We start from the raw sequence: 12,509 nt of genomic DNA, 5'->3' as shown, positions 1-12,509 counted from the left end.
GTGCTCCATCTGACGTTTTCATCGCTGTCTGCCAGCCGCGCCTGAGCCCGTAGGGTTGACTTATTCGTCGAGCGAATATCTTAGTTAGATGTTCATCCGGTCCGATTCTAGGTCTGCATATGACTAAAACCGCCAAGAAGAGACCCCCGAAGGACAGACAGTTCATCGCAGCTCTCGCAAAGGGGCTGCAGGTTTTGCAATGCTTCAGCCCTTCGACCCCCGAACTGGGTGCAAGCGAGATAGCGCGCATGACGGGAATGCCGCAGCCGTCAGTTTGGCGAATTTGTCACACCCTCATCCAGCTCGGCTTTCTCGTGGTGCTTCCCGGCAGGCAAACGATGCGCCCTGGGATTCCACTGCTGGGTCTTGGTCATGCGGTCCTGGCGGGATTGCCGATAGGCGATCTCGCACTGCCGGATATGCAATCGATCGCCAGCCGTTACGAGGGGGCCGTTTCGCTGGGAGCGCGCGACGGACTTAGCATGATCTACCTGCAGCGATGCCAGGGATCCGCAATTATCCTGGCGGATCTGAGGGTGGGGTCACGCGTTCCAATGGCGACGTCCGCCACGGGCTGGGCGTATCTCGCGGGACTCGAGACGGCGGAGCGAAACAAGTTAATGGCTGAGTTAAGCGCGTCGCTGGGCAGGCAATGGTCTACGGTCGAACCGAAACTTACCACTGCGCTTCGCCAATTCGAGAAGCAGGGCTATATCGTCAACAAGGGGTCGCTGCATGCGCGCATCAACAGCGTTGCAGTCCCCGTCAAATCACCTGACGGTTCCATTACCCTGTCTATCAGTTCGGGGGGCATCAGCGAAGTGTTCAACTCCGAAAAGTTGGCGGAAATCGGTTCGGAACTCACGGTATTGGCTGCCAAGCTCGGACCGTTGCTGTCCTACCAGCCGACGACCTGATTGATTGCGGGATTCACTCTTCTCTAGCGATTTTGGGAAGATAGAACGGTCGCAATGATACTCGAGGCCAATGAGACCTGTGCGTCCGGCTCCAGCCTTGCCGCGTGACGGAGATACTCCTTGACCCCTTGCAGCGCGGCTGCGGTGTTTTTCAGCATAAGATCGACCAGTTCGTCGCTTGCCGTGCCAAGCGAATCAGGTGGTACTACCTGACCCACAATTCCGATCTCGGCGGCCTGCCGGGCGGAAATTCGTTGTCGGGAATAGACGAGGTGGCTGATTGCCTTGTAAGGGATCCGTTCGGCCAGCGCAGAAATCACCAGCGTCGGCGGAATTCCATGGTCCATCTCCGGGACTGCAAACACGGCTGTCTCGCTTGCGATCGTGAGATCACACAGCGCCGCCAGGGCGCAGCCGACGCCGAGGGCTTCGCCTTGCACTACGCCGATGATGGGCGCGCGACACGCGCGGAAGGCCTGATAGAGACGAAGCGGCCCTTCGGCAATCGTCTGGCGAAACGCCAGCGCTGTGGCGGTGGCGCGATCGATGGGAGGAGATTTACGGCCACGGCAGAAATGATCGCCGTTTGCGCGCAGGCGCAAGAGCTTGATTTCGGAGCCGACGTTTCTGAGCGTTTGCTCCAAGGTCTGCGCCATGTCCTCGGTGACGACATTCCCGGTCTCTGGGCTATTCAACACGAGTTCAAGGACGACGTCCTTCTGCTCGATCACAATTGAAGAGGGCATCGGATTCTCCGGTTCTATGAAATCTGTGCGGCGCGCGCTGACTGAATGGAAGCCCAAACCCGTGCCGGAGTTGCGGGCATTTCGATATGCTCAACGCCGCACGGTTTCAAGGCGTTAATGAGCGCGTTGATGACCACCGCGGTGGCGGGGGTTATTCCGCCTTCGCCGCCACCCTTGATCCTGAATCTATTGTCGGGATGCGGAGTCGGATCCTCCACCAGAAAAACGTTGAAACTCGGGAGATTGTCTGCATGCGGCACGCCGTAGTCCATGAACGATGCCCCCAGCACCTGGCCGGTCGCCTCGTCGACTTCGAGGCCCTCGTGTAGTGCCTGTCCGACGCCTTGTGCGATGCCGCCGTGCACCTGACCGTCCACCACAAGAGGATTGATCGGCTGTCCGACGTCATCGACCGTTGTGTAATTCTGAATCTCCACCACGCCTGTCTCTGGATCCACCTCTAGCTCGCAAACAGCGCAGCCGGTAGGGTAGGCGGGAATGCGGACTTCGATGGTTTCGGTAACCGTGAAGGCGTTTCCCATCTGTGTGGGAAGGCTACCGTCTTCGAGATGTTTTGCGATATCGAAAATGCTCAGTCGCTTGTTGTGACCAATCCCGGAGAAATGACCTTTCTCGAACGTTATGTTTTCGGGTTTCACGTCGGCCAGCAAGGCATAGGCGTTCTTTCCCAGTTCGATCAGCTTATGGCACGAGCGGTCGAGCAGTGCGCCCATCAATCTCGCGGAACGGTCCGAATGCGATCCGCCCCCCTCCGAAACGAAGCGTGTATCGCCGGTGAGCAGGCGGACATGATGCACGTCGACGTCGAGCAGAGCTGCCGTGACCTGAGCGAAAGTCGTCTCGTGACCCTGGCCCGAAGACTGGGTGCCGGAGATGACTTCGACGGTCCCCTCCGGCTTGACCGTCAGGACGACCCGCTCCCGTTGGGCTCCGACCGGCGATTCGATATAATTCGCCACGCCAATGCCGCGCATCATACCTCGCGATGCGCTGTCGGTGCGGCGTTTTTCGAACCCATCCCAATCGGCGGATCCCAAAGCTTGCTTCATGTTGCCGATCAGATCGCCACTGTCATAGGTAAGACCGGTCGCCGTGCGATATGGCATGCGCGATTTGGGAATGAGGTTACGGCGGCGCATTTCGATGCGATCGATACCGAGGCGTTCTGCCGCTATGTCGATCAAGCGCTCCAACGCGAGATGGGCCTCGGGTCGTCCCGCGCCCCGATAAGGGCACGTTGACGTGGTGTTCGTCAGGATGCCCCGGGTCTCTACCAGGACGCTTCCGATGTCATAACATGTCGGAACAATCTTCTGGCCGTTGCCGGCCGGTGCGAACGAAACCGGATAGGCACCGAGATTGAAGTATTGCTCGGATTTCATCGCCAAAATGCGACCGTCTGCTTTGACGGCGATCGCCGCCCGCGTGGTTTGCCCGCGGCCTTGATAATCGACGAGGAACGCCTCGGTCCGATCGCTGGTCCAGCGGACCGGATGCTGGAGTTTTCGAGATGCCCAGGCGACTAACACCACTTCCAGATTGAGCGCCGTTCGAGGCCCAAATCCGCCGCCGACATCCGGCGATATGACGCGCATCTTTTCCGGGGAAACTCCAAGCGCTTGGGCAAGAGCGCGCCGCTGTCTCATGACGCCTTGGCTGCCGGCGACGACCATATATCCCTCGTTGTCGTCAAAGGAGCTGAAGGCGGATCGCGGCTCCATCTGGCAGTTCACGATGCGCTGGTTTCGGAACGTGCGTTCCAGGACGAGATGCGCCTCAGCAAAAATGCGCTCGACCGCCGCCTTGTCGCCCAAGGTCGCGGACAGCGCGAGATTTCGAGGCGCATCCGTCCAGAGCTGAGGCGCATCCGGCGCGTAGGCGTCGAGTTCGCGCACGATGGTGGGCAGTACATCGTAATCGACTTCCACCAGTTCCGCTGCATCGCGGGCCTGCGCCAATGTATCGGCGACGACGAACGCGACCGCCTCGCCGACGAAGCGGACGCGATCCTCCGCGAGTGGTGGCTGCCCCCATTCGTGGATCACTGCATCTGGCGCTGGTGTAAACCACGGTGCGGATGGATCGATGGCTCCGGGCGGATTGGAGGCATGGTTGACTGGGGAATGGCCGTCAGCACGATAGTCTGCAGCCGTCAGAACCGCGCGAACGCCAGGAGCATTCCGTGCCGCGTCCACGGATATCGTCTTAATCGCAGCATGTGCATGGGGCGATCTGACGACAAAGGAGCGTAATGCGCCCTTGGGAGCGAGGTCGTCCGTATAACGCCCCTTACCCTGGATAAGCCGGACATCTTCCAGCCTCGGCAACCATCTATCGAGCTTAACTTCCATCAGTTCATCCCGTCGCAGCGTACTAATCCACCTCCTAGCCCAATCCCGCCGCCGTCAAACTTGGCTGGAAAATCCGACCAACTCAGTGGAATGTGGCCTTCAATTTTCAATTTGAATAGTCTATCCAATTATACCTCGCCTAGGAAGTGACCTTGTCAAGCGCGAATTGGTGCAGGACTTCGTTGTGGACAACGGGCAAACCATCATCGTCGGGGGCTGCCGCGCGATGGAGTAGCCGATTGCCTCGTGGAAGAGAGAAAGCCAATCTCGGTCTTGACCGCAGTGTCCTCTACCGCGTTGCCGCCAGCAGCCGACTGGTCTGTTCTGAAGCGGTCAGCATGCACAGGTGACCCGCATCCATAACGTGCGTTTCCACCGCCGGGTCTTTCTTCATCTCCTCCAAAAAGAATGCGAATGGTGGGAAGTTGAAACCTTCACAACGGATGTAAGTCGTAGGAATTGCTGGCTGCTGGTTCAGGCCAAGGAGGGGTTGATAGAACGTCCTCCAAGGCTGGTTGGTCAGCCGTTCCTTGACGAACGTCAGTATCTCGGCTGTCGCGGGCCCGAATGCTTCAAGAGGCGGGGGAGGCACCGGCATATCAGCATTTTTTGCATCGTCTAGTTTTTCCCGCCTTGTGGGATCAATAAAGTCGATGAGCGCCTTCGATTCGGTCGGGACGAAGGCGTCGAGGTAGATGACCGATCGGATCCGTGCGGGTATTCGCGAGCGGACACCTGTGATGACCATGCCGCCATAGCTCCACCCGACGAGATCGACGTTGGCAAGATCCTCCATTTCGATGTGGGCGATAACATCTTCGATGTGAGTGTCGAGATCGATCGTCCCGCTGCTGACGTGCCGTCGTTCGCCAAGGCCGCTGAGTGTCGGTGGCGAGACGGTGTGCCCCTTCGCGCGCAGGCTTCTGACGACATCGCGCCACACCCAACCTCCATGCCACGCGCCATGCACGAGTACGAAGGTTCTCGCTGAAAGATATTCCGACAAAACTTGTCTCCGGGTTGGAGGATGATTGACGGGCAGCCCTTAGGAGCCGTTCCGCTAACGATGGTGGCTCGCCAGCATGTCCGGTCCTCGTCGATCGCGCGCTGCATGACTCGGGGCGGCGTCTGTCCGGAGGTCAGCTTTCTCGGATCGCTCGCGGATTTCGTTGTTTCTGGTTGTGATCGCCGCGACAACGACCCCAACCATACATTTGGTCACATTGACTGCTTTCCGTCTCGCTCTCTCAAAAACTCCCTTCAGTTGGAGCTTTTTGCCGTGGTCGGATTATCAGTTTATTTGCATAGCGAGTATCTAATTTGATTTCTATTGACTCCGCTGCGCGATGTCAATCTTATGAAGCCAACATCGTGTGTCGCCGCCGCCGCTGGACGTAAATTGACACGTAAGCCCGCTCGATGACCGCCGACAGCGGACGCGTATCGTCACCGGCTTGGATGTGCACCACCCCCGCCGAAGGGGGGCGGGAAGAAACCAAAGGGATTGAAATGTACCAAAAGGATGCAGTCATTGTCGGCTACGCCGAAACCAAAATCGTCGACAAGAGTGATAGAGACATATGGGAGTTGAGCGCGGAGATTCTCGAGAAGGTCATTATTCAGACCGGAATTGAGAAGGACGAAATCGATGGTCTGGTATTGTCGTCTTCGATGACGGCTGCCGGCAGTGTGTTTTGGTCGCAAACCAATGCTGACATGCTCGGCCTCGACCTCAAATTCACCCAGACCGTCGACATCGGTGGATGCGCGCCGCTGGGATCTGTCGCGCGAGCCGTGATGGCAATCAATGCTGGGCTGTGTACGAACGTCCTGTGTCTGTTCTCCGATACGCAGGCGACGGAAGACAACAGGAGAGTGCGCGCTTTTCAGCAGGAGTGGACCAACTCACTTGGTTATATGGGACCGCCGGCGGCGTTCGGCTTTATCACCAGGCGATACGAGCATCAGTTCGGCCTTGACTATGCAGCGCTTGGAAAGCTTGCCGTCGCGCAACGCAATCACGCCATTCTCAACGACATGGCGGTTGAGAAGTTGCGCAAGCCGATTACGGTTGATGACTACTTGAACTCCCGCATGATCGCAGACCCAATTCGGCTTCTCGACTGTGTCATGGTCTGCGACGGTGCGTCAGGGGTCCTGGTGACGAGCCGCAAGAATGCGGAACGCAAGGGATTCTCGAAAATCGCGGTGCCGATCGGTTACGGCGAGCGTACTAACTTTCGCGCAAACGAATCCATCATTGATATCACCGATACCGGCCATCGGGCCGCCGGTGAAGTGGCGCTCGCGCAAGCTGGCATCAAGCTTTCGGATTTCGGTTCATTCCATCCCTATGATGACTTCATCATCGCGATTGTCATGCAGCTCGAAATGCTCGGGTTCTGCAAGCCCGGACAGGGCTGCGATTTCGTGCGCGAGAGAAGTTTCTCCTTCGACGGCGATCTTCCGCTTAATACCGGCGGCGGCCAGATATCCGCCGGCCAGTGCGGCCTTGCAGGTGGCGGAACCAATCTCGTCGAGGCTGTGCGACAGATGTTTGGTGAAGCGGGCAGCCGGCAAGTGTCGGATACGAAAACCGCACTCGTGACGGGAATTGGCGGCATTCCATATGGGCGCAACTGGGCAACCAGCGCTGTCATGGCGCTGACCGCGAACGGGTAGGGGATAAACCATGGCACAATTGAACAACACGACTGAGGTCGTCCGCGATCCACCCACTCCGCGCAGCTTCTCTAAGGCATTTTGGGACGCCACCCGCGAGAAGCGCCTGCTGCTTCAATACGATCCTCGCAACCAGAGATATCAATTCATCCCGCGCCCGACCAGCATCTACGACGGACGACGTCAGCTGGAATGGCGCGAGGCGTCGGGGCGAGGTGAGATTTTCTCATTCCTGATTGCCTCGCATGCCAATCCTCCCTTCCGCGGCCACACTCCATTTGCGATCGCGTTGGTTACACTCGAAGAAGGGGTAAACATCATGGCCAATATCGTGAATTGCGAGCTCAATAAAGTCAGGATCGGACTGCCGGTAAAACTGTCGTGGCTGGCGCTTGCTAACGGCGCAAATCTGCCGACGTTCGAACCGCTGGATTAGGGAATCGGCTGTCAGCTCGACCTGATCGGCGATCCGCAATTTGTCAACAACTCCGCCGACCATTGCTTCGCGCCACAGATGGCCCGAAGCAAGCGATCGCAATTCGCTTTCAAATCGAAAATTTTCTCGGAAGGAAATCATGACCTCGACTACTAAAGCGCGGTCTTCATGCGGATGGAAACGCTTGCAATGCGTGGGTGCTATCGCGCTCTTTGTGGGCATTGGTATTGCGGCAACGCCGCTCGCTCGTGCGGAATCGAAGTATGGTCCTGGGGTGACCGACAAGGAAATTAGGCTTGGTCAGACCGCGCCATATAGCGGGCCGGCGTCAGCATTCAGCACGACGGCCCGCGTCGAAAACGATTACCTAAAAATGATAAACGCAGCCGGAGGAATCGGCGGTCGACAGATCAATATGATTTCATTGGATGACGGATATAGTCCGCCGAAGACGATCGAGCAGACACGAAAACTAGTTGAAAGCGAAGAGGTTCTTGCAATTGTCGGTACCGTCGGAACGCTCGCGAACGTCACGATAGCCAAGTATGTCAATTCCAAGAAGGTGCCGCATTTATTCGGCACAACCGGCTCGGACAAGCTGAACGATCCAGTGCGCTATCCATGGACCGTGCCTTTTTTTGCGTCCCAAGACGTCGAAGGAAGGACGTACGCCCGTTACATCTTGCAGACCAAGCCAGACGCAAAAATAGCGGTCCTTTATCAGAACGACGACTTCGGCAGAGGATACCTGGATGCATTCAAGGCTGAGCTGGGCGAAAAGGCATCGAAAATGATCGTCAAGGAAGAACCTTACGATGTAACGGTGCCGACCATCGACTCGCAAATTGTTTCGTTGAAGGCGTCTGGCGCGGATGTTTTTCTTCAAGCGACAACGCCGAAATTCGCAGCTCAGGCGATTCGAAAGACCTATGAAGTCGGTTGGAAACCGCTTCAAATCATCCCGACGGCGGTAGCTCAAATTTCCAATGTATTACAACCTGCAGGTATCGAGGCTTCGACCGGAGTTCTGACGGCGATTTGGCGAAAGGAGCCAAGCGATCCAAAGTGGGAGAACGATCCCGAGATGAAGGATTATCGCGCGTTCATGAGACAGTGGGCTCCCGGTGAGCCGGTAGAGGACGGCTTTTCAATGAACGGTTACGTGACAGGCAAAATGATCGTCGAAATCTTGAAGCGGTGTGGTGATGATCTGACGCGCGAAAATCTGATAAAGCAGGCGACTAGCGTGAAGGATCTACACCTGCCGCTCTTTCTTGCCGGGATCAATCTTAATATTTCGCACGACGATCGAGTGGCCTGGCGATCGTCGCGCATCGCTAAATTCGATGGCAAGGGATGGGAATTTATAAGCGACCTCATCACTATTCCGCCGTCGAGATGATGCAGCGGCATCTCTAACGCCAGAGCAGCTTAACGACGACATTCACGGTACAGCGGTCTACCGGGCGCACCTGGCGAAAGTGTTGCCGCAAAGGCCCATAAAGGCAATCACGCCGCCCCAACAAGAGGAACTACCGATGCAGATGAAAGGTGAGCGCAAGATTGCGGCTACACGAGAGAAGGTCTGGGCGGCGCTCAACGAGCCGACGGTCCTCAAGGCGTCGATTCCTGGCTGCGAGGCGCTAGACGGGACAGTCTCGGAAGGCATGACGGCTACCGCAGCCTTCAAAGTCGGACCCATCTCGGCACGCTTCAGCGGCAAAGTCAGTTTCTTGGAAGTGGATCCGCCAAACGGCTATGTCATGGCGGGCGAAGGCGCCGGCGGAATCGCGGGATTTGCCAAGGGCGGCGCGAGGGTATCGTTGGAGGACGTGGAGGACGGTACCTTGCTGCGCTACAACGTTGACGCGCAAGTCGGCGGAAAGATCGCGCAACTCGGAGCCAGGTTGATCGATGCGACCGCGAAGAAAATGGCGGATCAGTTCTTTGTGCGCTTCGCGTCAGAGGTCGAGCAATCGAACTCCGACCCCGGAAAACCGACGGACGAGGCGGTTCAGGCAGCATCGACGGAATTGCCGGTGTCCGGCGCAACCGACCTCAGTCCTTCATCCATCCAGGCCGCCCCGGCTCCCGTAGCTGCGGGACCAAGGGATTACCCGAACGTGCTGGCACTTTCGGCGATGGTGGCCGTTGTCGGGATCGTAGCCATCGTAGCGATGTTGACCTATGCGCTTGCGCGATAGATCGCTCTCGGATTTGCCCGATGTTATAATGGATGACCTAGATCGGCGCTAATGGGTCCCTGCCTATATAAAGCCCAAAGAGTTGGGTCGGATGTGCGGTGCCAACGAACGGCTCGCGATAACCGGTTAGCTTGAGGATTGAGAAATGAGCAAGTTGAGGAACAAGATTGCCATTGTTACCGGAGGTGCCGGCGGTATCGGTCGGGCTTATGCGCTACGGCTCGCGCAACTGGGCGCCGACGTTGCTATCATCGATATCGATCTTGATGTCGCAGCGAAATTTGGCGAAGCGCTCACGGCCGCGACGGTGATGGACGAAGTGAGGGCGCTGGGCGGCCGAAGTACGGGGCTGCAGGCCGACCTGTCGGACCGGAAGCAAGCAATCGCCGCGATTGAGCAAGCAGTGAAGGACTTGGGGCGGATTGACATCCTGATCAACAATGCCGGCGGTGCTACAACTTCGATTGAACGCAGCCGGCCGTCCGAAGTTTCCCTTGAGGATACGGAAAAACTCTTCGCAATCAATTTCTACAGTATGATGCATTGTTGCCAGGCGGCGGCTCCCTATCTGCGCAAACAGGGCGGCGCGGTAGTCAACATCGTCACGAACGCGATGGATCGTACTCCGGGGGGAGGCCGGCTGGCGATGTACGGAGCCGCGAAGGCCGCTGTGCTGCAATATACTCGAAGCATGGCGGTGGAGCTTGGGCCTGACGGTGTGCGGGTCAATTGCATCTCTCCCGGCATTATCGAGAGCGCGCGAGTCAAGGCGCAAGCCGCCGCGCGCAATCTGGGCACGGAGGCTCAGGCAAAGGCCAATCCGCTTCGCAGACTGGGTACGCCCGAAGATTGCGCCGGCGTAATGGAGTTCTTGGTAACCGACCTGTCGCGTTATGTGACCGGTGAATGCGTTCGCGTATCCGGCGGTGCGACACTTTGATCGCGCAATGAGCGCGTTTTCCGGAGAGAAGCCCGCAGATTTACGACGGCGGCACGCTGCACGAAATTTGCAGCCGATAAAGAATAGGTCGAAGAAATGCGCATCTGTGCCTTCGCCATAGCAGGCGAGGCAATGGAAAGATCATGTTTCACGTGAGGCGATCCGGCTTGGGTCAAAGCCAGTTTGGTCACCGGCTTGAAGCGGCTGCTACACATCGCACGAGAAAGCGAGATGATCACGGCATGCACGACGCGCAACGATGAGCCACATTGCGTGAGACGGCCTCCAATTTCAGTACGACTGCCGAGGTTGAAGCGGCGGCATACCTGAACTAGGACACCGTCGCTTTATGGCTGACGTAGCCGGGCAAAAATTGCGTTCTACTTGTCGCCAGGCGCGGTAACGATGCCACCAATGAATTCGTAGGATCTGCCGTCGAACCGCACCATCTGCGCCTGCTTCCAAGGTACGCGGTCTTCGGGTGTGACGTTGATCTTGATGCCGCTAACGAACATGGGAATCTGAAAGTCCTTAATATGGGTCGCGTGATACAGCAAATTCTCCCGCGTTAGGTCGTCACCGCAGCGCATCAGTATTTCGACCATCATTTGTGCCGCGATATACCCGATCCTTCCGGTGGAGTCGGTCGGTGGCTCGCCAGGCGCCCACTCCTTCATGAATTTGTAATAGTCCTGCACGGCGGGATCGTCCCGCCATTTCGGATCGCCGGGGTCCTTAGAGTATATCGATGTGACCGCACCAATCGCGTGTTCAAGGCCTGCCGGCTTTAATGTGGTTTCGATCGAGGAGGCAGGAAATGTCAGCAGCATTAGCGGCTTCCAGCCAAGCTCCCCTATCTTGCGAATCCCCTGGGCCACAAATTTTGGCGTAGTCGTAGCAAAGAAAATCGTATCCGCACCGGCCGCTTGGAGCGAAAGGATTTGAGAGTCAATCGTGGGATAGGTGAGGTCGAAGCCGACCTCTTTTACCAACATCGTCGCCGCCTTTTCGCCGAGACCAGACTTCATTCCTTCCATATAGCTTCTGCCATTGTCATCGTTTTGATAGATGATTCCGACTTTGGCGTTGGCCTTGGTCTCCAGCAAAAAGACCGCGAGCTGCCTCCCTTCCAGGGACGACGTTGTGTAAAATGTCGTCGTCCACGGCAAATTTGTCGGATCGACGAGCTTTGGCGAGCCGGCTTGCCCCAAGAGTTGCGGCACTTTTCTTGAGTTCATGTATTTGGCGATGGCCAAGTTAGGAGCCGACCCTTCGGTAGAGAAAATCGCAAGCACCTCGTCCCCTTCGACCAGCTTTCGGGTCTGCTCGACGGTCTTGGCGGGATTAAAGCCGTCATCCAGCGAGATCAAGTTGATCTTGCGCCCATTTACGCCGCCTCCGGCATTGATCATCTTGAAATAGGCGACTTCGACCTTTCCGATTAAACTCAAGCTCGAGGCTGGCCCGCTATAGGGCATGGTTTGGCCGAGCTTGATCTCATTGTCTGTTACGCCTGGGCCGTATTTTTTTTCGCCCTGAGCGAAGCTTGGCGACGCAGCGGCCGCAGTCAACGTCACAAGTGTGACAAGTGTGATGACCTTGTTCAACGCGTTCCTCCATTGATGCAGTGCGGGCATTGTTTGTTGCTCTCTTCGCGCAGGACGTTTCTCTACTGTTCGCGTTCCGCGCCGCTATTCGTTAGATGAATAGTGAATTACTCATGCGAATTGGCACGTTGGAAGGCTCCGCGTCAACTACTGCGACTTGATGCCGCTATAACCCGGCCTGGTGCGATGGTGATAGGAAGTTCTCCTGCCCAGTCGCTCTGTTCGTAATGGGAACTCCGTCGGCCCAAAGATTGACTCGATTGTATATTTTGGATAGCCTATTCGAAAGTTGGCCTAGTCGGCAATCGCCAACATAGCGCCGGCACGGGGACGAAAATGCGAGTTGAGGTCGATCAAGGAAGATGCTGTGGAGCCGGGCAGTGCGTGATAAGCGCGCCACAAGTGTTCGACCAACGCGAAAGCGACGGCGTCGTGATCGTACTGAACGACCAGCCGGCGGAATCGTTGAGGGAGGACGTCGAACGGGCAGTTCAGCTTTGTCCGTCGTGCGCGATTTCGATCAGCGCGTGACCTCCGGACGCTCTGTTGTGCCGAAGCCCGGGGCATATCGCTCTCGGCTTAAGCCGTGACCGATCGCCCGCCTC

General features: G+C 57.2%; 10 protein-coding genes and 1 pseudogene. 7 read left to right on the top strand and 4 right to left on the bottom strand.

Annotation, left to right across the window (positions count from 1 at the left end; all coding sequences use genetic code 11):
- Positions 1-119: 119 nt before the first annotated feature.
- Positions 120-917 carry an IclR family transcriptional regulator gene (locus UP10_RS37040; RefSeq protein ID WP_044592074.1) on the top strand — a complete coding sequence of 266 codons (798 nt, stop codon included), beginning with the start codon at positions 120-122 and terminating at the stop codon, positions 915-917.
- Positions 918-940: 23 nt separating this feature from the next.
- On the opposite strand, the gene UP10_RS37035 is transcribed toward UP10_RS37040, so the two are convergent.
- The 3 genes from UP10_RS37035 to UP10_RS37025 all read right to left on the bottom strand — a co-directional run bounded on the left by UP10_RS37035 (position 941) and on the right by UP10_RS37025 (position 5,041).
- Positions 941-1,663: an enoyl-CoA hydratase/isomerase family protein gene (locus UP10_RS37035; protein WP_044592073.1), complete on the bottom strand. Its 723-nt coding sequence runs from the start codon at positions 1,661-1,663 to the stop codon at positions 941-943.
- Positions 1,664-1,677: 14 nt separating this feature from the next.
- Positions 1,678-4,035, bottom strand: coding sequence for a xanthine dehydrogenase family protein molybdopterin-binding subunit (locus UP10_RS37030; protein WP_044592072.1), 2,358 nt, complete (start codon positions 4,033-4,035; stop codon positions 1,678-1,680).
- Between the two features lie 289 nt (positions 4,036-4,324).
- Entirely contained in the window at positions 4,325-5,041 is a 717-nt protein-coding gene (locus tag UP10_RS37025) for an alpha/beta fold hydrolase (RefSeq protein WP_197086997.1), read from the bottom strand.
- Between the two features lie 413 nt (positions 5,042-5,454).
- Here UP10_RS37025 and UP10_RS37020 point away from each other — a divergent pair, with 413 nt between their 5' ends.
- The 5 genes and pseudogenes from UP10_RS37020 to UP10_RS37000 all read left to right on the top strand — a co-directional run bounded on the left by UP10_RS37020 (position 5,455) and on the right by UP10_RS37000 (position 10,297).
- Positions 5,455-6,717, top strand: coding sequence for a thiolase family protein (locus UP10_RS37020; protein WP_245322147.1), 1,263 nt, complete (start codon positions 5,455-5,457; stop codon positions 6,715-6,717).
- Positions 6,718-6,727: 10 nt separating this feature from the next.
- A complete protein-coding gene (locus UP10_RS37015; protein ID WP_044592070.1) occupies positions 6,728-7,153 on the top strand; it encodes a Zn-ribbon domain-containing OB-fold protein in 426 nt (141 codons plus the stop codon).
- Positions 7,154-7,292: 139 nt separating this feature from the next.
- The gene (locus UP10_RS37010; protein ID WP_044592069.1) at positions 7,293-8,555 is read left to right on the top strand and encodes an ABC transporter substrate-binding protein; all 1,263 of its coding nucleotides are present in this window, start codon (positions 7,293-7,295) and stop codon (positions 8,553-8,555) included.
- A gap of 136 nt (positions 8,556-8,691) precedes the next feature.
- Positions 8,692-9,126, top strand: a pseudogene (locus tag UP10_RS37005) (SRPBCC family protein); the annotation flags it as partial.
- 376 nt (positions 9,127-9,502) lie between these two features.
- Positions 9,503-10,297: an SDR family NAD(P)-dependent oxidoreductase gene (locus UP10_RS37000; RefSeq protein ID WP_044592067.1), complete on the top strand. Its 795-nt coding sequence runs from the start codon at positions 9,503-9,505 to the stop codon at positions 10,295-10,297.
- Positions 10,298-10,677: 380 nt separating this feature from the next.
- On the opposite strand, the gene UP10_RS36995 is transcribed toward UP10_RS37000, so the two are convergent.
- Positions 10,678-11,904, bottom strand: a complete 1,227-nt coding sequence (locus UP10_RS36995) for an ABC transporter substrate-binding protein (protein ID WP_245322146.1) — start codon at positions 11,902-11,904, stop codon at positions 10,678-10,680.
- 336 nt (positions 11,905-12,240) lie between these two features.
- Between UP10_RS36995 and UP10_RS46550 the strand changes: the two genes are divergently transcribed.
- The gene (locus tag UP10_RS46550; RefSeq protein WP_082077471.1) at positions 12,241-12,435 is read left to right on the top strand and encodes a ferredoxin; all 195 of its coding nucleotides are present in this window, start codon (positions 12,241-12,243) and stop codon (positions 12,433-12,435) included.
- Positions 12,436-12,509: the final 74 nt, after the last annotated feature.

Origin of the sequence: Bradyrhizobium sp. LTSPM299 (genome assembly GCF_000938235.1) — a bacterium.
Classification (GTDB): Bacteria; Pseudomonadota; Alphaproteobacteria; order Rhizobiales; family Xanthobacteraceae; genus Bradyrhizobium.
This window is presented reverse-complemented; position numbering and strand designations above follow the sequence as displayed.